General features: G+C 49.7%; 21 protein-coding genes and 1 pseudogene. All 22 read left to right on the forward strand.

Translation table 11 applies throughout. From position 1 onward, the window contains the following. Positions 1–11 precede the first annotated feature (11 nt). The gene (locus KJS57_RS16960; RefSeq protein ID WP_213655702.1) at positions 12–962 is read left to right on the forward strand and encodes an XkdQ/YqbQ family protein; all 951 of its coding nucleotides are present in this window, start codon (positions 12–14) and stop codon (positions 960–962) included. Next, complete coding sequence (locus KJS57_RS16965) at positions 962–1,306, forward strand: DUF2577 domain-containing protein (protein ID WP_306434244.1); 345 nt, start codon at positions 962–964, stop codon at positions 1,304–1,306. Before KJS57_RS16960 ends, KJS57_RS16965 begins: the two co-directional genes overlap by 1 nt. Further along, complete coding sequence (locus KJS57_RS16970; RefSeq protein WP_213655704.1) at positions 1,303–1,701, forward strand: DUF2634 domain-containing protein; 399 nt, start codon at positions 1,303–1,305, stop codon at positions 1,699–1,701. The genes KJS57_RS16965 and KJS57_RS16970 overlap by 4 nt, the downstream gene beginning before the upstream one ends. Continuing rightward, positions 1,694–2,773, forward strand: coding sequence for a baseplate J/gp47 family protein (locus tag KJS57_RS16975; RefSeq protein ID WP_213655705.1), 1,080 nt, complete (start codon positions 1,694–1,696; stop codon positions 2,771–2,773). Before KJS57_RS16970 ends, KJS57_RS16975 begins: the two co-directional genes overlap by 8 nt. Continuing rightward, on the forward strand, positions 2,766–3,350 hold the full coding sequence (locus tag KJS57_RS16980) for a putative phage tail protein (RefSeq protein WP_244861599.1): 585 nt from the start codon (positions 2,766–2,768) through the stop codon (positions 3,348–3,350). The genes KJS57_RS16975 and KJS57_RS16980 overlap by 8 nt, the downstream gene beginning before the upstream one ends. Next, positions 3,347–3,634, forward strand: a complete 288-nt coding sequence (locus tag KJS57_RS16985) for a ketopantoate hydroxymethyltransferase (RefSeq protein WP_213655706.1) — start codon at positions 3,347–3,349, stop codon at positions 3,632–3,634. Before KJS57_RS16980 ends, KJS57_RS16985 begins: the two co-directional genes overlap by 4 nt. Then, positions 3,635–6,142 carry a hypothetical protein gene (locus KJS57_RS16990; protein ID WP_213655707.1) on the forward strand — a complete coding sequence of 836 codons (2,508 nt, stop codon included), beginning with the start codon at positions 3,635–3,637 and terminating at the stop codon, positions 6,140–6,142. It abuts the gene before it with no gap. A gap of 3 nt (positions 6,143–6,145) precedes the next feature. Then, complete coding sequence (locus KJS57_RS16995) at positions 6,146–6,730, forward strand: hypothetical protein (protein WP_244861600.1); 585 nt, start codon at positions 6,146–6,148, stop codon at positions 6,728–6,730. Continuing rightward, positions 6,723–6,860 carry an XkdX family protein gene (locus tag KJS57_RS17000; RefSeq protein ID WP_213655709.1) on the forward strand — a complete coding sequence of 46 codons (138 nt, stop codon included), beginning with the start codon at positions 6,723–6,725 and terminating at the stop codon, positions 6,858–6,860. The genes KJS57_RS16995 and KJS57_RS17000 overlap by 8 nt, the downstream gene beginning before the upstream one ends. A 490-nt stretch (positions 6,861–7,350) precedes the next feature. Then, entirely contained in the window at positions 7,351–7,995 is a 645-nt protein-coding gene (locus tag KJS57_RS17005) for a hypothetical protein (protein WP_213655710.1), read from the forward strand. 11 nt (positions 7,996–8,006) lie between these two features. Beyond that, entirely contained in the window at positions 8,007–8,222 is a 216-nt protein-coding gene (locus tag KJS57_RS17010) for a YqzN/YkzM domain-containing protein (protein ID WP_244861601.1), read from the forward strand. 1 nt (position 8,223) lies between these two features. Then, positions 8,224–9,690, forward strand: coding sequence for a phage tail sheath family protein (locus KJS57_RS17015; protein WP_213655711.1), 1,467 nt, complete (start codon positions 8,224–8,226; stop codon positions 9,688–9,690). Between the two features lie 13 nt (positions 9,691–9,703). Then, positions 9,704–10,123 carry a phage tail tube protein gene (locus KJS57_RS17020; RefSeq protein WP_213655712.1) on the forward strand — a complete coding sequence of 140 codons (420 nt, stop codon included), beginning with the start codon at positions 9,704–9,706 and terminating at the stop codon, positions 10,121–10,123. Between the two features lie 14 nt (positions 10,124–10,137). Then, positions 10,138–10,596 carry a phage tail assembly chaperone gene (locus KJS57_RS17025; RefSeq protein WP_213655713.1) on the forward strand — a complete coding sequence of 153 codons (459 nt, stop codon included), beginning with the start codon at positions 10,138–10,140 and terminating at the stop codon, positions 10,594–10,596. Positions 10,597–10,797: 201 nt separating this feature from the next. Next, entirely contained in the window at positions 10,798–12,606 is a 1,809-nt protein-coding gene (locus KJS57_RS17030; RefSeq protein ID WP_213655714.1) for a hypothetical protein, read from the forward strand. A 13-nt stretch (positions 12,607–12,619) separates the two neighbouring features. Next, positions 12,620–13,251: pseudogene (locus KJS57_RS17035) on the forward strand (LysM peptidoglycan-binding domain-containing protein). Next, positions 13,248–14,219 (forward strand): XkdQ/YqbQ family protein, encoded by a 972-nt coding sequence (locus KJS57_RS17040; protein WP_213655715.1) that lies wholly within the window; start codon positions 13,248–13,250, stop codon positions 14,217–14,219. Before KJS57_RS17035 ends, KJS57_RS17040 begins: the two are co-directional and overlap by 4 nt. After that, positions 14,209–14,610 carry a hypothetical protein gene (locus KJS57_RS17045; protein ID WP_213655716.1) on the forward strand — a complete coding sequence of 134 codons (402 nt, stop codon included), beginning with the start codon at positions 14,209–14,211 and terminating at the stop codon, positions 14,608–14,610. Before KJS57_RS17040 ends, KJS57_RS17045 begins: the two co-directional genes overlap by 11 nt. Then, on the forward strand, positions 14,603–15,058 hold the full coding sequence (locus tag KJS57_RS17050) for a DUF2634 domain-containing protein (RefSeq protein WP_213655717.1): 456 nt from the start codon (positions 14,603–14,605) through the stop codon (positions 15,056–15,058). The genes KJS57_RS17045 and KJS57_RS17050 overlap by 8 nt, the downstream gene beginning before the upstream one ends. Further along, positions 15,058–16,176, forward strand: coding sequence for a baseplate J/gp47 family protein (locus tag KJS57_RS17055; RefSeq protein ID WP_213655757.1), 1,119 nt, complete (start codon positions 15,058–15,060; stop codon positions 16,174–16,176). Before KJS57_RS17050 ends, KJS57_RS17055 begins: the two co-directional genes overlap by 1 nt. Further along, positions 16,169–16,786: a YmfQ family protein gene (locus KJS57_RS17060; protein WP_373316831.1), complete on the forward strand. Its 618-nt coding sequence runs from the start codon at positions 16,169–16,171 to the stop codon at positions 16,784–16,786. The genes KJS57_RS17055 and KJS57_RS17060 overlap by 8 nt, the downstream gene beginning before the upstream one ends. After that, complete coding sequence (locus KJS57_RS17065) at positions 16,779–18,428, forward strand: phage tail protein (protein WP_213655718.1); 1,650 nt, start codon at positions 16,779–16,781, stop codon at positions 18,426–18,428. Before KJS57_RS17060 ends, KJS57_RS17065 begins: the two co-directional genes overlap by 8 nt. The last annotated feature ends 365 nt before the right edge of the window (positions 18,429–18,793 follow it).

Genomic DNA, 18,793 nt, shown 5'->3' on the forward strand with positions numbered 1-18,793 from the left:
GGGGGATTCAGATGCTGGAAGTTTTACTAGACAACAAAGACGGAACCGTATGGGATATCTCCGAGCTGGTAAGTGATGCATCCTGGAAAACGTCCCGGATCGGCAAGCCGGGCAGTTTTGATTTTTCACTGATTGTCGATGATAACCTGAAGATCGGGAACGGGGATGTGATCCGGGCCAAATGGGACGGGGCGCCGATTTTTTATGGCTATGTTTTTACGATTAGCAGCAGTCAGGAAGAGAAGATCAGCGTGAAATGCTACGATCAGATCCGATATTTGTCCTCCAGCGAAACATATGTGCTGAAAAATATAACCGCTGCCGCGGTCATTAAACGGATTGCCGACGATTTCGGGCTAAAATGGGGCCATATAGTCGATACGAAGTACAAGATTGGGTCCCTAATCGAGGATCAGAAATTGATTGATACGATCTGCAAGGCATTGGACCATACGGTAGTCAACACGGGTATTATTTATAACTTCTATGACGATTTTGGCGCTTTAACTCTGCGCGATGCCAGGGAGATGAAGCTTGAGCTTATCATCGGCGACGAAAGCCTGATGTATGGATATTCGTACGAAAAAAGCATCGATAACGACACGTATAACCGCATCAAGCTGGTTAAGGAAAATCAGGAAACCGGGAGCAAGGACATCTATATAGCCCAGGACAGCGCCAATATTGCAAAATGGGGACGGCTCCAGTTGCTGCAAAAAGTAGATGCCAACAAAAATGAGGCGCAGATCGCGCAATTGCTCGACACGCTCAGCAAGTTAAAGAACCGGGAAACCAAAAAGCTTAAGCTGGATGCGCTAGGGAATCCTGCGGTCCGCGCCGGTTCCTATCTCAGGGTTCATATCTCGGCACTCGGCATCGATCAGTATTTTCTGGTGGACGAATGCTCGCACAGTTTTAGCGGCGAAGAATACACGATTAGCATGGAATTGAAGGTGATATGATGGCGCTTGGCGATAAAATACGTAAGCTCGGCAGTGAAGCGGTTGGGGCCGGCAATCCGGTGGCCGTCCTGTTTGGGACAGTAACTAATATCCATCCTCTCGAAGTGAACGTGGATCAGCGGTTCACACTCGATGAGGATTTTTTGATTTTAACGGAATCGTTGCAGAGGATTGAACTGGACTTGAAGCACACACATCTTCTACCGGGCAGTGAAGTGACGAAAGACGCTTTGATGGACAAAATCGTAGTCCGATCCGGTTTGCAAATAGGGGATATCGTGCTGTTGCTTCGTGTCCAGGGCGGTCAGAAATACGTCGTATGGGACAAGGTGGTGAAACCATGATTCCGATCGGCGGCAGTCTGACCGGCGAGACGCAGATTGTCCGGGAAACCAGCCGGACCTATCAATTTGATTTTCAGCGGAGCAAGATCGTCGGATTTACCGATGGCTTGGACGCAGTCAAGCAAGCGTGCATGAAAATCTTTCAGACTGAAAGATTTGCTCATTTGATTTATGAAAATAATTACGGATTCGAGAGCCGGGGCTTAATTGGACGGCCTCCGGGTTATGTTCGGGCCGAGCTTAAGCGGCGAATTACCGAGGCTCTGCTACAGGATGACCGGATATCCGAAGTTTCGGACTTTGAAATGATCATCCATGGGGATGAAGCCGTCGCCGGCTTCACGGTGCATACGATTTTCGGCGACTTTAGATCGGAGGTGAACAGCCATGGCTGAACATGGAACATATGAAGACATCTTGTCCCGCATGCTGGGGAGGGTTCCGAATTCGATAGATAGACGTCCGGGCAGCATTATTTATGATGCTCTGGCTCCTGCGGCCGCGGAATTGGCACAAATGTACATCGAACTGGAGAGTAATCAAAGTCTCTCTTTTGCCGATACGGCTACGGGCGAATATCTGGATCGCCGCACGCGAGAGTTCGGAATCCAGCGGGGGCCGGCTACGAAAGCGAAGCGCAAAGGCCTTTTTTTTGCATCGGGAAGTGTAAGCTTGGATGTGCCGGTGGGCACCCGTTTCTCATTGAATGACGTGAATTATTCGGTGATCGGTAAAATATCGCCCGGGGAATGGATGCTAGAATGCGAGACGGCCGGTACGCTGGGAAATCGCGATTTCGGCACGCTGCTGCCGGTCGACTATGTGGAAGGGTTGGCTCGTGCGGAGCTCTCCGAATTGCTGGTTCCGGGGGAGGATGCCGAAACCGACGAAGCATTGCGCCAGCGTTATTTTGAATACGTGAATGAACAGCCCTTTGGCGGCAATATTGCCGATTACAAGCAAAAGCTGAATGCGATCGACGGGGTGGGCGGCGTCAAAATATATCCGGCGTGGAACGGTGGAGGTACCGTGAAGGCAACTATCATTACGACCGACTATGCATCGCCTTCCGCAGCGCTGATCGCTGAAGTGCAGACCGCGATCGACCCGGAAGCGAACGGAGGCCAAGGCATCGGCCTAGCTCCGATCGGGCACCGGGTCACAATCACCGGCGCCCAAGGGCTAAGCGTGGCGGTTTCTGCCGTAATCACGCTGGCTGCCGGGACAACCCTTGGTCAGGTACGCGGTGACCTCGAAGCTTCCATGGCTTCGTACCTGCTCCAGCTCCGCCAAAATTGGGCGAACGAGTCGGCGCTTGTCATACGCGTCGCACAGTTGGAGGCACGGATGTTGACCGTTCCCGGCGTAGTCGATGTATCCCAAACAACGTTGAACGGATCCTCCGGGAATCTTGTCTTGGGCAGCGAGCAAATCCCTGTTCTCGGGGAGGTTGTACTCAGTGAATAGACTGATGGAGTATTTGCCGGAGTTTTATCATGACATTGTGGATTTCGTTGAGCTGACGAAGACAGAATCGCAGGAATTGATGCAGGTGCAGGAGGCCATGGACCATTTGTTGGATGATCAGTTTGTGATGTCCGCCTCAGAACAAGCCATCAAGCGCCGCGAAAAAATGCTCGGCATTCAGGCCGATCCGCAAAAGGAAAGCCTCGATTTCCGGCGGAAGCGCCTCATTAATCGTTATTCCACCAAGCCGCCGTTCACGATGCGTTATTTGCAGCAACGGCTCGATTTTTTGGTGGGTAGCGGGATGACTTTGGTCGGCGTCGATCATGCCAATTATGTACTGACAGTCACGGCAAAAATCGATAACGCGAATGTCTTCAAGGAAGTGGAACGAACCGTAAGCGTCATTAAGCCGGCGAACCTGATCTACCGGCAAAAGACTTCGCTTAACGATGATATTGCCTTTCAAGAGAAGATTTCCGCGCGGCCGATTACTTGGGTTTATAAATTGGACGGAACTTGGAAACTGGGCGACAAAGCCTTTACCGAGCTGGGTCCGGAGGTGACGGTTAGATGATAAGCCAAACTTTTTTTCATGAAATCGCAGACTATACCAAAGGCAGAATCGCTAAAGTTATTCTGAACGATACCGTAGAAATCACCGATTTCACACTCAAGCAGGTGACCGATTCGACCATCGGGATGCAGTACTTAATTTCCGCGTCCCAAATCGAGACCGTGACCAAGATCCAACTGGTCGATGCCTCGGGTCACCCGATCAGCACGAACGAAGTCTTCGTGCCGATCGCCTCGGACACCCTGCTGCTCCACACCATTCAAGTAAAGGAGGTTGCTTCCTAAATGGCAAAAATCGATTGGAACCTGCACGACACCGTGCTGCCGGAGGATATGAACGCGCTGGGAAGCGAAATCAATAGACAAGGTACGGGAATCTCCAAGTTGGAGGACCGCCTAAATATCGCAGAATATGAAGATATCACCCTGCAGCCCGGGCTGCAGGTGGTCAACGCCAAACGGGACTCCCGGTTCCGGCTGGGGGAGATTAAGGGGCGGACGTTGATTAATTTGTTGGGAAACTCGGGGAGTTGCGATACGTTGCAAGGATGGCCTAATAACGGACGGTTTACACTCGACTCGGCGAATAAGGTTGAGGGATCCGCAAGTATTAAGGGTACTATACTGACGGGGGATGCCTACGTCGATCTAAATCAGATTATTCGCTATGATCCCAGAAAATGTTACGTAGCTGTCGGGGAGATAAGGGCTTCTAGCGGATTACAGGCTAGGCTCCGGATGATCGAGTCACAAAGGCCGGGGTCTGAACGAGCATCCGAAGTTATTATATCGTCGACAGAAGGCAAGTTTAAAAAACTGTTTTTTACAGTTCCCCAAAACGCCTTTACCACGTCGGGAACTGTTTATTTTGGGGCCGTTCTTGTTGGGGCACAGGGGATATCCGGCAACGTTGACGCGCTGAGGTTGTATGAGATTTCAGTGAACGAGTACAACTCGCTTAACGGATTAACGGCGGAACAAGTCGCGGCAAAATACCCGTTCGTCCCTTCCGGAATCGTCGGCGTAGAAAATCCATATGCCATCGGCTACGGTGAAAACTTGTTGCCTCCGTTGCATGCGTGGACACCATTCGGAACAACAGTACAAAAGGTTATTTCGCCTTATGAAGTGGTTATACCGCAAACGGCCGCAGACAGTTATAGGTATACTACTTACATGCTCCAAGTTGCTCCGCATACAGATTATTGTCTTAGTGCGGATCATAATATGTTAATGTCAGTTGCCAGTGAAAACGGGCATACTTCTGGTGTCATTGTTTCCGATTACACCACAGCACAATCTATTAAATTCAACAGTGGTCCGCATAGTGAAATTTCCGTTTGGTTCAGAAGTCCGTCCATTGGACAGGCGGCGGAATACAGGATTAAGAATCCGATGCTCGTCATAGGTTCCGAGCCGAAACCATTCAAGCCGTTGCGGAATACGATGCTCGCGCTGCAAACGGAATTACACGCTAATCCAAATGACGGCAGCGAACCTGATGTATTGTTCGAGAAAGAGGGTCAATATTTCAAGCTGGCAAAGTGGGGAAAGAGGAATTTAGATTCTTCATACGCCCCTGCTTTGGGAGTCGCTCCTGCTGGATATAAAGTAGTTAGGTTAGATTATCCCGGTAAAGGCGGCATAGGAAATACGGGATTTATAACGAAGTACGAAGGTAAGCTACTAACAAGACTGAACTACGGAGCAAGCACAACGGCCGCAGATCAATTTGTTAGTGGTTCTAACGGCGACGTTCATATCGCAGTATCCAACGCAGACAGCGGATGGGGAGATTCTTACACGCCGACAGAGGACGAGATCAAGGCGTATTTTATGGGCTGGAAGATGTATGAATACGGTACACAGGCATCTAAAACGTCCGTATATAGCAGATCTGATGGAGCTAACAAAGGTTGGACGGCCGTAAATGGTGACTATACGGTAGGCTATAACGCACTACCAGCGAGTGTTGCTCCCGGATACTCGCCATACAACCTCCTCTATCGTCTCGCAAAGGAAACCGTAGAACCTGTCGTTTCCGAAGGTGCGCTGACGTTGCACGAAGGGGGCAACGTGGTTGAAGTTGGTACGGGGATTGTGTTACGTGAACGTGCAAATCCAAAACAACACACAAATACGAACTGGATAATTAATAGTATAGGGTCTGCCTATGGTCCATTACTCAATAAGGTTGAATATCTAAAATTTATTTATCGCAATTCAAATCGTGATTACGGCTGGTGTATTGAGTCTTCGGCTGGTGTATTTGGGAATCAATACGCGTATATCCCCAACTCTAACTTTGACCAATATGCAGCTTACAGCGTCACCTACACCAAACTCGACAAATTCCCGATCCGGCCGATCACTGGCACCTTGGCCGTGAATGAAAAGGCACTGCTCAGCGACCTAACGTCAGGAGTAGCCGAGGCGTTACAGCGGGTAAGTGTGGTCGAGCAGAAAAAGGTGGAACGTAATGCTCCGGGGTGGATTACGCCGACATTTTTGAATGGTTCTTCTCAATTTCCTGATGGTAGCTATGGACTTGTTGGTTATAGAAAATATGATGATTACCTTGAATTTAGAGGTCTGTTAAGCTCCCCAAATGCCGGAGTAGCTTTCAGACTACCCAAGGAATATTGCCCCAAAACTCCCGCCATTGTAAGTACCACAATTAGTAATGGAGTGACCGAAATCAGAATCGGTGGAGATGGGGCGTTTTTGGTTATGAACCCCGTTGCTGCTGGTGCATGGTTATCTCTTAGTGGCATCCGTATCCCATTAAATTAAGGAGTGATCACTTTGAAAGCAGTACCTAAAGTAAATGTAGACGGCTTTTATATCGAGGACACACTCGTGGACGATGCCTTTTCTGGTGTTGTCCCTTTTTATTCTGAGCAAGAGTATGGGTTTCTTAACAATGAGCTTGATCAAGAAAACACAGGATCAACTAAATCGGAGATTTCAGGATATACCGTAGGGATTCCGGTTATTCCTGGTTTGTTCATTCCACGTTTTGATATTAAGGCATGGAATGATTACCAGGATGCTATAAAAGAAGCTCAGGAGGCCTACCGAGAGCTATATTCTGATTGGTCTGCGAAGCCCGAAGACAAAAGAGGGGAGCCACCGAAAGCTAGCAATCCGATACAACCGACACTATGGGTTGAGGGTCTCTCGCCGGAAGAAATTGAGGAACTAACCAAACCGATTCCCCAAGAACCAACCGAACTTGACCGCATCGGTGCTGAGTTGGTGGCGCGCGAACTTGAAGCACTAGAGCTTAAACATCAGAACGAAGCGCTCGGAGCGCAGATTGTTGGTTTGGAACTGCGTTTATTAAGCGTAGAAAATCAAGGAGGGACGACGAATGTTTGATAATGATTTTGAGCGTTTGAAGTACTACTATGAGAAAAAATGGGCGAAGGAGCCTCAGCTCCGGCAATATGTTTCGTTCGGAGTAATTACTCCAACAGAATTTGAACTCATCACCGGTATTTCTTACTAATTGTTTGTTTGAATTTTGGGTTTTCATCTAGCCTATAGATGGCCGCTCATTTGTCCTTTTTCGGCCCGATGCCTGTCCATCTGTCAGGCTAGTGATGTGTTAAATTTATATTGTGGAAAACAAGTGAGAAATACACGATTTGATATAGCTGCTCAATAAGACAAAGTCGCAGATTATCTGGCGGCTTTTTTTGTTGACTGGAATAGTCAAAGGATTTCTCACAACCTCGCCACATCCCGGTGAAAGGAGGTGAAACATCATTCTAGACAAGACGATAACTGTCATTCGAACCAAACTGCTTGAATCAATTCCGGAGTTGAAAGAGGTTTACTATCTGGCTGCTCCGGATGGAGTTAATACCATCAAACCCTATGCAGTTCTGTCCCTTGAGGGAGACAGTGGGGGTAATCCCTGGAAGGGACTGAGGTATCTTTTTCAGATCGGCCTCTACGTTTCCATGATCGATGCTCCTACCAGTGAATTGGATTCATTGACCACGTCCATTGCTAATGCGTTGGACAAGCAGTTATTGGAAGATGAAGTGATAAGCAGTTGTGTTGCACTATTTCAAGGTCAAATCGGTATAGACATCATCGATGATCAACGCGATACGGTCCAACGGAATTTGCAACTTTCGGTACTATACCCAAAGCCTTTGGCTGAGGTCGTTCCAATCACCAGCGATCCGTGGCTAACGGCGCTCACGGCTTGGACACAGCAAGCATTAGGGGCGGATTGGTCCGTGTACAGCGGCAACTGGCCACCAGAGCCGAAGACCAATTCGATCCTATGGCGGATTACCGAAATGAATGCAACTCCTAGAGGGTCGTCGGCCTATGAGTTGCAAAAGAAAGCAACGGCTTTTATTCAAGCTAAAGATTCAAACCAGAAGCATGCGGCTTTAATGCAGTTGGTTGAGAGCTTGGCGGCGGCGGTAAAAATCCCGATCGGGGCGGATGACCGGAAATTTGCAAGGGTGATCACCCCACAGGTGAATACCAGAACCAGCGCGGATGGTTACGCCGCAACCGGCGAAGGGCCGCTTACCGTAACTTTAAGCCGGAGAGTTAGTTCTTTGGCCGAAGAAGCGGCGGCGCCACTTATGCAGTTTGTCCATTATGAATCCCATATTTGAGGTGAGAAACTTTGAAGGCTACCAAGAAAGGATCTATTAAATCCAAGACGGCTCCGGTAACGACTCCGGTTTATTCTCTTAATGAATTGGCGGAAAATAGCCAGTCTATCTTGGGCGTAAAGCCCGAAGTACTGACAGGAGCCGTTCACGGGACCACGCAAGAGTCCTTTGATGTTCAAGAGGCAAAACAGCTAGTCCAACAATTTTTGAAAAGGAAGGTGCTTTAAGATGGCAGGAGGAAATTGGAGTTTGACGAATCAGCCGGTGCTTCCCGGCCTGTACATGAATTTCGTAAGCGCGGCGGGATCGGCGATTCAGCCGGGTGCGCGCGGCGTCGTGGTTGCCCCGGTAAAATCCCATTGGGGACCGGTCAATCAATTTGTCGAGGTGGCGAATGAAGCCGCGATCAAGGAATTGTTTTCGGATGATGAGTCTGATGGTGCATCCGCTTTAACGACCTTGTATTTTGCATTGCTTGGCGGACCGAAAAAACTGCTTGCTTACCGGATCGCCGACAGCTCGGCGGCCGCGGCGGAATTGACGCTGAAATCTACGGTGGCAGCGGAGAGCATTGTTCAACTTAAGGCCGTTTACCCTGGCAAACGCGGCAATGGCTTCAAAGTAACGATTCAACCGAGCCTGTCCGTAGCGAACGCCAAAGAACTGAAGCTCTACGAGGGCGGAACATTGCTTCGTACGATTGCGATCGGTGACGGAGAAGCCGCCACGGCTGTCGAGGCTATTAACAACGATTCGGCAAACAAGTGGATTACAGCAGAAAAAATCGCCGACGGCGTACTCGCGGATGTATCCGGTGAGCCTTTTGCCGGCGGGGAGAGCGGTATTTCCGGCATCACGAATGCGGATTACGTGAAAGCGACCGAGGCGTTTGAAACGCAGGATTTCCACGTGCTTACGCTGGACGGCGTGACCGATGCTGCGCTCCGGACAAGCATTGTAGCCTGGTTGAAGCGTGTCCGCAATGAGGGCAAAGGTATTATCGCTACGTTGGGCGGTACCGCAGCCGAAGATACGGGTGCTGATGCCGTAAATAAGGCTGTCACACGAAGCACGGCCATCGATTATGAAGGTATTGTAAACGTTGGTACGGGTGCCAAAATGAACGGCAAGTCCTATTCCTCGGCTCAAGTGGCGGCTTGGGTTGCCGGGCTGATTGCAGGTCAGTCACTGAAGGAATCTTCCACCTATGCGGCTTCGCCTTTTGAAGATGTGACCCGCCGTTGGACCCGGTCCGAGCAGGAATCCGGCGTACAAAACGGCGTCTTTTTGCTGGTGCATGATGGACGGAAGGTAAAAGTTCTGCGGGGCGTGAACAGTTTGGTTACGCTGCGGGAAGGCCAGAACAAAGGCTGGAAGAAAATCCGCAAAATCCGGGTGCTGGACCAAATCAACGCCGATTTGCAGCGTACCGCCGAGGACAATTATATCGGCAAGGTGAACAACACCGAAGAGGGACGACTTGCCTTGATCAGTGCCGGGAAGCAGTATTTGCAATCCCTTGCGCTTGAAAACGTCATCGAATCCACCGGATTCGATGTAACGCTGGATCCGCGTTTTTACGGCAGCGCGCCGCAATTCCAACCGGAAGACGATCAGGTATTCCTTTCGTGGACGGCGGACGACACCGATGTGATGGAACAAATTTTCGGCACGTTTTACGTGCAAAAATTTTGAGGAGGAATAGCAAATGGCACAATATCTTGATCCGGGACGCATCATTATGGGGACGTTCGGCCAGATTTTTATCGATGGAGTTTGGCAGTCGAACCTGAACCATCTGGAAGCTAACGTTGAGGCGGAGAAACGCGAATTGAATCTTGTCGGCACGGATTACACCGTCTTTAAATTGGGACGCAAAAAAGGAACCGGCACCATGAGCGGCTACAAAATCTCGTCCGATATGATTGCGCGGGGATTCCAGAAATTTTCGATTATTCATAAGCTCGATGATCCGGAAGCTTACGGTTTTGAACGAATCGAGTTAGTCAACTGCATGGTTGACAAAATTCAGCTTGCGAATTGGACTGCAGGTGAAGAAGTGACGGAAGAAACGGCGTTTACTTTTGAATCGTATATCCTGAAAGACCCGATTGTGGCAACACTTTAAGGAGGATTTATCATATGAGTACTGAACAACTGAATGAACAGGATATTTTGGACGGTCTCTTCGAGACGGCAGCAAATTTGCCGGAAGAGGCCGTTTTTATTGGCCGCCTAAGCTTGCGGATTACCTTGCGGGGGCTGACCTCCAGCAAAGTCGATTCGATTCGTGAACGTTGCACGGTCCGCAAGACTACGAAAGGCCAGGTTTCGGAAAAGATCGACAGCGAGCTGTTTAACGCGGCATTGATCAAGGAAGCGACCGCAGCGTTGGAGGTTGTTAAAAAGCTGGAGCAAGGCGGGGAGCAAAGCGTCAAACTCAGCGGCTGGGGCGATGATCGGCTCATTAGCCGTTTGAAGCTGTCCGGCGGCGAAGAAGCAGTCCGCCGATTGCTGTTAGCCGGGGAACTGGATGCCGTGGGTGACAAGGTGCTTGAAATCTCCGGCTTTGGGGTGGACATCGACGACGTAAAAAACTGATCGACTCCGGTGGCATGACGACGCTGCTATACCATCTGTGGACGCGGCATCATCTTCGCCCCGGGGTGTTCTGGTCTCTCCCCAAAGGAGAGCGCCTGCTGCTGCGAGCTTTTTCGGAGAGGGAGCTGGAGATGATGTCTCCGCCTCCTTCGCCTTAAGGCTTTTAAAGTGGTGGCGCTGTACGGTGAAAGGAGGTGGCATATGGCTAAAAAAGAAATTTTGGGATTGGAAATCGAAGTCGACAGCGCTGAGGTCGACAAGACGGATAAGAAGCTTCGCAGCTTGGATAAGCTCCTTCAACAAACTCAGCGACGGGCCGCTGTTTTAGGCAAAACCAAGATTGCTCCGAAAATCACGTTAGACGATCGCTTTACTTCCGCCGCCGAAAAGGTGAAGCGTACATTGATTCAGATTCAACGGACTAAAGTCCGGCCAGTGGTGCATCTTGTGGACAATGTATCTGCGGCCGCTGCGAGAATCAGAGCTTCACTCTTAGGAGTAACCGCTACTCCATGGCGCGTCTCGGTAGAAGGAGTGGATTGGGAAGGGATCGTTAAAAAGCCATTAATTGAGCTATTGGAGGATGCAACTGCCTTCGCAGAAGCAGGTAAAAAAGCAGGAGAATCCTATTTTCAATCGTTATTGTCCGTGATCGATCCTCTGAAACTCACCGAAAAGTTAGGTGGGGCAGCAGAGGGTGGGACTGGAAAAGATGCCAGTTCAACTAATAAAGATAAAGGTCAGAAGAGCGAAGAAAAAGGAAACTGGATGGGAGACTTTGCAACGGATTTTACAAGAGATCTTATTAAGGATCTTTCAATAGAGTTCATTAAGGAAGCGGGCGTATTTGATAAATTACTCAAAAAAGAAGGCAGTCAGAAAGATGGCGCCTGCGTTTGCATCTGCAAGTGTAACTGCGGCGGAGGAAGCGGCGGGCTTTTAGGGGATGACTACGGCTCTGGTTCCGATGACGATGGGAAGAAGAAACGCAAAAAAAAGAAGAAAGGTAAGAAGAGACGGAGCAACTCCGGTGCCGGTAAAGGTACCTCGAATGATGATCCTACCAAATCATCTAATCGGAGTAAAGCGGAGCAAGGCGGAAAACCTAAATCTTCCGGAAAGGGACCTGGAAAAGGACTAGGTAAAGGCTTAGGGTCAGCTAGATCCAACGCGGCTCTCGGCTTCCGAGGGAATTCAGGACTCGGTTCATTGTTTAATTCCGGTTCGAATTTCTTAAAAGAAAATGGGCCGGCTTTATTGAATAGCGGAAAGAAGATTCTTGGAAATGGAGCATCCGGGGTAAAAGACAGCGGATCGAAACTGCTTAACAAAGGCGGGGAATGGCTAAGCAAGGGTGTTTCTTGGGCGAAGGAAGACGGTTCAAAGCTTTTGAAGAAAAGCGGAGGATGGTTCGGAAAAGGGGCCAGAATGCTTGGAAAAGCTGGAAAAATCATTCCTGGCCCAGTAGGTACGGTTTTTGATGTAGGTTCTATCGCTACAGCTGGCTCGAAACGGGATAAAGCGAAAGCTACCGCTTCGACCGCATTATCCATTGCTGGTGGGGCTGTCGGTGGAGTGATCGGCTCCGTAATCCCAGGTGCGGGAACAGCGATCGGGGCAACTCTCGGTTCCATTGCAGGGGATTTTATAGGAGACAAGCTAGGGGGCTTCTTTTTCGATAAATTCTCCAAAAAGAAAAAAGCTAAAAAATCACCAGCGGATACGCTTAACGCCCCTGAAAGCAATAAGAGATTTAGAGGTTTACAGGATAGATCGGCATATTCTAATAAATCTGAGCAAAGGGAATTTAAAACGGGGCGCGGAAGTGAATCCTGCTGTAATTGTAATGGCGAGGGGACAGGGGTGCCTCCTCAGATTAACGTATCTGTATCCCAAGGTGCCGTAAACCTGACCGTCAATAAGGATGAGCTCGATTACGAAGAGATTAGTAAAGTGACTGCCCGGAAGATCACTAACGAAATCCGCTTAGCCATGCAAAATATAGGATAAAGGAGGGAAGCGCGTGGATATTCACTTGAGGGACGGGGCGGGAAAAGACTTTCGCTTTCCGGTCAATCCCGAAGAAATTACGATCTCCAGAGGGAAGTCGCTGGAGACGGTTAATATTTTATCGCTCGGAGAATATGAGTTCCCTGGGGAGAGAAGGTGAAGGAAATCGCCTTCTCTTCTTTTTTTCCGGCGTCGTATGACGAAGGGTACTGCAAGTACAGCAAACTTCCCGACCCGCAGGAAGCGATGAATCAGCTCACCCGCATGATGAACAGCAAAACGCCGGTTCGGCTGATTATTACCGAAACCGCGGTCAACGTGCTGGTGATGATCTCTGCGCATAACACGACGTTTAAAGGCGGAGAGCCGGGGGATGTGTATTTTGAACTGACGGCACGCACTTGGCGGGACATGAAGGTTCATACGAACACGTCAGCTGCTCCGAAAACGCAAGGATCACGGCCGGATACCAAGCCGAAAGCCAAAACGTACACGGTCAAATCCGGCGATACGCTGTCTAAAATCGCTAAGCTCGAGCTCGGGAGCAGTGCAAAGTGGCAGGCCATTTACAATGCGAATGTCAAAATCATCGGCAAAGATCCGGGCAAGATCAAACCCGGGCAAAAGCTGGTGATGCCGTCATGAGTTACGAGGTGGTGCTGCAAAACAAGTATTATCTCCGCGAGTTGATCGAAAGTATCACGCTGACCGAATCGCTGGATCAAATCGCCTATCAGGCCTCCATCACCTTGAACATTCCGGGAGATTTTCCGGGGATCGAACCCGGTCAGGAAATCCGGATCAGCGGCGTGCCTTTTGGTGCAACCAATCAGGTACCTCTGCTTCATCCCGGCGTGGTTTGGGAGTGCAGCAGCACGGCTAGCCTCATCAAGAAGATGACGATTACGGTTTACGACCGTACGATCTATTTGGCGAAATCGGAGGATGAGTGTCTTTTTGCGGCGGGGGGGACGGCTTCTCAACGGTTGAAAAAGTATGCGACCGATTGGGAGATCAAACTGGCTACACTCCCGGATACGAAAACCAAGCTAAAGAAATCGGTGTATCGCGCTCAAACGATTTACAGCATGATTATGAACGATCTAAAGGAGACGGTGAAATCCGGTGGTGACATGTATATTCCGCGGATGACATCTTCCGGGCTGGAACTGTTCAAAATCGGCGGTAACAAAACCGTCTGGCGGTTGGAAGGCATCGAAGAGGCGACGCAGAGCCGTACGCTGGAAGAGACGGTGACCCGAGTCAAGGTACTGGGGACGGAGAGCGGAGAGGATGCCCCGTCCAAGGTTCTCGCGATTGCTTCGGGAGAGACGGCCAAGTTCGGCGTACTTCAGCGGATCGTTCAGGATGACGACGTCAATACCACGGAAACCGCAAAAAAACTAGCGGAATCGATGCTTACGGGAAAAGGAGTCTCCTACTCCGTATCCTGTACGGACCTTAACACGGTTCGAGCCGGCGATAAAGTGAATTTTAACGGGCTGGGATTGATCGTTACCTCGGTAACTCACCAACTTGGCGATCCCGGGCATATGACTCTGGAATTGTCTTCTTTCGAGGACGTGAAAAGGAGGTATTTTCTTGACGGTTGATCCATTCACAGCGCTCGCGGTTACCTTACGGGACAATGCCGTAAACAAGACCAAGGAAGTTCTCTCCGGTGTAGCCGTCGAGCTTGGCACGATTACGGCCTCCGGTTTGAAGCTGGACCGGTTCAAGCATGAAATCGGGGATTATTATGTGGCCGAATTTCCCGGAACCTTGAAGCTACCTGAGTTAAAATTGGCTGGCACCGTTACGGGACTTAAGGATAGCGGAGGAGGCGGCGTTCAGGGAAAAGGGAATTACTCTTTTGAAGCCTCCGAAACCAAGGAATCGTCTCTAAAATTGGAGTATAAGCCCGGCGACCGGGTTCTTGTAATCCCGCTGAACGGAGGGCATGACGCAATCGTGATCTGCAAGGTGGTGAGCAGAGGTGGCTAATCTTTTTCCGGAAAATACGGAACAGTCCTGGGGAGCGGAGCCGTTGTCCGAAGTGCAGGATGAGGGCGTGCGCTTTGGGAGAAGCTGGCGTTTTGATTTTGATGCAGGGGAATTCGTTATGACGCCCACACGAAAAATAGCTGTGGCCGAAGGCACGGAAGCCTGGATCCTATGGTGCCAAAAGGCGATTCGCACGCCGCGTTACAGACATCTCATTTATTCGCGGGATTACGGGCAAGAATTCGAGGAGCTTATTGGCAGAGGCTACAGCCGGGCCGTTCAGGAGAGCGAGATTCAGCGGATCGCCCGTGAAACGCTTATGGTTGACCCTCGAACGGCAAGCGTGGAGGATTTTGTTTTTGAATGGCAGGGGGAACGGTGTTCGTTTACTTGCCGGGTTATGAATATACACGACGAAGAATTGACTTTGGAAGGGAGCGTGAGCTGATGACGGAGCTGCCGCTTTTTTTGCAGGAACAAAGTGAAGAAGTGATTATGCAGCGGATGCTGGATCGAGTACCTTCGGATATTGATAAATCCGAGGGTTCTTTTATTTGGGATGCCCAGGCCCCGGTGGCTTTTGTGCTGGCGGAGGCAGCGGGTTGGGCTCAGCAGGTGCTGCAGCGGGGATTCGCGGGCACGGCCTATGGGGAATATCTCGACCTGCGGGCGGCCGAGCACGGGATTACAAGGAGGGCAGCCGTTGCGGCTACCGGAGCTGTCCGGTTCACCGGCGTGCCGGGAACGATCGTGCCAATCGGAACCGTAGTGGCCACGCCAGCCGACGAAATTACGGCGGAAGCCTCGATTGAATTCGAGACGACGGAGTCCGTCACTTTGGGAGCCAATGGCCTTGGCGTTGCATCGATCCGGGCTTCTGTGGCCGGTCGCATGGGAATTGTCCCGGCAGGAGTGATTACAGTCATGTCCTCGCCGGTTGGCGGGATTACAGCTGTAACGAATCCGGAGGAAACCCGCGGCGGGGCCGATACGGAATCGGATGAACTATTGTTGGAACGTTTTTATGCCCAGGTTCGCAATCAGGGGACCAGCGGCAACAAAGCCCAGTATTTGAAGTGGGCTGGAGAAGTTCCAGGTGTGGGCGGCGTTCAGGTGCGGCCGCTTTGGAACGGGCCGGGAACCGTGGGGATCTATCTACTCGACGCCGAAAAACGGGCTGCAAACGCAGGGATCGTGGCCGCTGTCCAAGAGTACATCGATCCGACGATGGACGGGCAAGGGGAAGGAATGGCTCCAGCAGGACCGATCGTGAGAGTGATGGCGGCCGAAGAGGTGCCTATTCATCTCTCTGTTCGTTTGACATTGGCTGCCGGGGCGTCGGTAGACGAGGTTCGAAAAAGCATCGAATCCGGCATTCGCGCTTATTTGAAGACGTTGGCTTTTTCCGATCCGCTTGTGCGTTATACACGGATCGCGGCGGTGCTGTTGGATCTTCCGGCTATCGTGGATTATGCCGATTTGACCGTAAACGGCAGAAGCGATGCCAATATCGAAATTTTGCCCGGGCAGGTCGCCGTGTTAGGGACGGTGGATGTCCATGAGTAGTACGGGTGTGATGACGAATCCAGTTGCGGCAAAAACAGGTTTATATGACATGGAAAGTCCTATCGGACGTGAAATGTTCTCATATCTGCCCGGATTCTATGAAAATTCGCGGATTATGCAATCTGACATGGCTGCCAAGGGTGCTGAGCTAGATGCGTTTTACGACACACTGAACGAGACGCTGGATCAGTTTTTCGTTCGGACGGCGAGCTGGGGATTGGATCGGTGGGAATCCGAACTTGGCATTGCGACGGATCAGACCAAGCCGCTTGAACAGCGCCGCGCCCTGGTCGAATCCAAGCTCCGCGGGGCCGGTCAGTTCTCGGGTCGACTCGTCAAGAACGTCGCCGAAGCGTATGACGGAGGTACCGTCGACGTAACTTTTCAACCCGCCGAATGGAGCTTCACGATCAAGTTCGTCGATACGATCGGCGTTCCGCCGAATCTGGACGACCTGAAGGCGGTCATCGAAGAGATCAAACCGGCGCATCTGGCTGTGGAGTACGAGTTCAGCTACTTGCTGATCAAGGACCTCCACGGCGTTTTATCGCTCCATGAGATGGAGCAGATTCCATTATCCAAATTTGCAGGAGGTGGTCACATTGGCTAGCAATACACCTAACCTTAACTTATTGAAAAAAGACCCTGTCACGGACGGAAACGATACGTTCAATATTCGGACGATGCTGAACGAGAACTGGGATAAGATTGATGCGGCGGTGGGAGAGGTTCGGGAGGAGTTACAGGATATTGAGATTCCGAATGCCTCTCTAAATAAAGCTGGCATCGTGCAACTTTCCAACGAGACAAGCGGCTCGCGTGAGAATGTTGCAGCAACTGAAAAGGCCGTCAGCCAGGCTTTTCAAGCTGGCAATGAGCGTAAAGCGGAAGTGGTTGCCGCGCTTGTTGCCTTAGGGGTATCGGCATCCACTAGCGAGACATGGGCGCAACTCATCCCGAAGATGGCCACCATTATTAAGGCGTCTGGTAACGCCACGGCGGCTGATCTATTGATAGGAAAGACTGCATCAAACGCCAATGGTCCCTTTACCGGCACAATGCCAGACCGAGGCGCGGCAACTATAAATCCAAGCGGCACGGCAGCAGTGACTATCCCGGATGGGGCTTACAAAGGGGCAAAGGTGGCCCAAGTAAGCGTACCGGCTGCTAAGGTGCTTAATGATACGACGATAGCCGGGGTAAAAGGCACTGTCCCTATTTTAACCGGGGTTCGTAATGCGTCAGGTGTAGCCCAATGGGGTGACGGAGCATTGGCTGTTTATCCAGAAGCTGGGTACCAAAAGGGTGGGGCTGGGGACGGAGAAATTAAGGTAAGCATCGGGCAGTTACAACAAGCAGAGCCAGATTTAAAGCCGGATAACATAATTAGCGGGGTAAATATTTTAGGAGTCACCGGCATTGCCCTGAAGATTAAGAACAAATTGTTTAGCATAGGCAGTAAAGTGTCGTCACTTCCGTCGAAAGCTACAAATAACTACGACATTACAGGGAAGGATGTAAACAAAGGATATATTTATCTAGCAAGCGCTAAAGCAATTTATAAAGTGGGTAGCGGAGGAAGTGTTACGACCGCTGTAAGTAATATCAATGTAATCGGCCATACGCAAAGTGTCGTATTTGGGTTCATTACCGTTAGTTCCACATACGTTGAAACACTTGAATATTGGGACCAATACGAATCGGCAAGGAATTCGTGGTACGGATATGTAGCCAGGGCGAAACATACTTATAACGGTTCACAGTGGATTAAAGAATATTTGTGGAACGTTGAAGTAATCAATGACAGTGTGCCCAATCAGGCGGCGCAATATTATAACAACGAAATATTCAATATATATATAGACCCAACAAGCTTGCGATCATATTTACAAAGAAGAAACATTGCTAACGGATCGCTTATTTCCTCTAAACAAATTAATTTCCCGTCTTCGTGGGCGGATTATGGTAGATATGCTAGTTTCATACCATTGCCGGGTGGGCTATTCTTACTTATAAACACATGGAGCTCATCAACTACGAAATATAGTTACATGGTTATAGACATTAACGGAATTATAATTTCGTCTTATGATCAAAGCACGACCGAGCTAGATATGATGGAAATTATATTGACTATATCAAACGAAACACTTAAGAATCTATATGATAATCTTCACGTGATTAAGGGGGATGATGGAGTTAATTACCTATATCCCTTTAATTTTGGCGGATTATACAAATTCAATATCTAAATCAAAGGAGAGGTGTCTTAAGCGATTTTTCTCAAAATGAGAATTTTTAATAATTTGGCGAACGTTTTGAATATCACTATGGAGGACTACGTGTCGAATATAGTTTCTCTACCTTTTATTCGCATGATAACCAACAGGAAGTTGGGTATGTTGCTTATTCTGGAGATGAAGCAATCCCGAGAAGCACTACGAAAATAACCAAAGAGGTATTCGACAACGAATACTAGAAGGTGAACGACACGGAAAAGGAAAATTAATGTTTCAGTCGTAACATAGTTGCCCGGAAACTTTCATGGTCGTGGATGTTTTTCTTGGCTTTAAAACCTAAAATTACACAATAGATAAAAAACATTGATAAGTATTAA

The organism is Paenibacillus vini, assembly GCF_018403325.1.
GTDB lineage: Bacteria > Bacillota > Bacilli > Paenibacillales > Paenibacillaceae > Fontibacillus > Fontibacillus vini.

What these genes read in the sequence shown, in the direction of transcription:
- KJS57_RS16960 (WP_213655702.1), top strand. Translation starts at nt 12, where the DNA reads ATGCTGGAAGTTTTACTAGACAACAAAGACGGAACCGTATGGGATATC.
- KJS57_RS16965 (WP_306434244.1), top strand. Translation starts at nt 962, where the DNA reads ATGGCGCTTGGCGATAAAATACGTAAGCTCGGCAGTGAAGCGGTTGGG.
- KJS57_RS16970 (WP_213655704.1), top strand. Translation starts at nt 1,303, where the DNA reads ATGATTCCGATCGGCGGCAGTCTGACCGGCGAGACGCAGATTGTCCGG.
- KJS57_RS16975 (WP_213655705.1), top strand. Translation starts at nt 1,694, where the DNA reads ATGGCTGAACATGGAACATATGAAGACATCTTGTCCCGCATGCTGGGG.
- KJS57_RS16985 (WP_213655706.1), top strand. Translation starts at nt 3,347, where the DNA reads ATGATAAGCCAAACTTTTTTTCATGAAATCGCAGACTATACCAAAGGC.
- KJS57_RS16990 (WP_213655707.1), top strand. Translation starts at nt 3,635, where the DNA reads ATGGCAAAAATCGATTGGAACCTGCACGACACCGTGCTGCCGGAGGAT.
- KJS57_RS17000 (WP_213655709.1), top strand. Translation starts at nt 6,723, where the DNA reads ATGTTTGATAATGATTTTGAGCGTTTGAAGTACTACTATGAGAAAAAA.
- KJS57_RS17015 (WP_213655711.1), top strand. Translation starts at nt 8,224, where the DNA reads ATGGCAGGAGGAAATTGGAGTTTGACGAATCAGCCGGTGCTTCCCGGC.
- KJS57_RS17020 (WP_213655712.1), top strand. Translation starts at nt 9,704, where the DNA reads ATGGCACAATATCTTGATCCGGGACGCATCATTATGGGGACGTTCGGC.
- KJS57_RS17025 (WP_213655713.1), top strand. Translation starts at nt 10,138, where the DNA reads ATGAGTACTGAACAACTGAATGAACAGGATATTTTGGACGGTCTCTTC.
- KJS57_RS17030 (WP_213655714.1), top strand. Translation starts at nt 10,798, where the DNA reads ATGGCTAAAAAAGAAATTTTGGGATTGGAAATCGAAGTCGACAGCGCT.
- KJS57_RS17040 (WP_213655715.1), top strand. Translation starts at nt 13,248, where the DNA reads ATGAGTTACGAGGTGGTGCTGCAAAACAAGTATTATCTCCGCGAGTTG.
- KJS57_RS17055 (WP_213655757.1), top strand. Translation starts at nt 15,058, where the DNA reads ATGACGGAGCTGCCGCTTTTTTTGCAGGAACAAAGTGAAGAAGTGATT.
- KJS57_RS17060 (WP_373316831.1), top strand. Translation starts at nt 16,169, where the DNA reads ATGAGTAGTACGGGTGTGATGACGAATCCAGTTGCGGCAAAAACAGGT.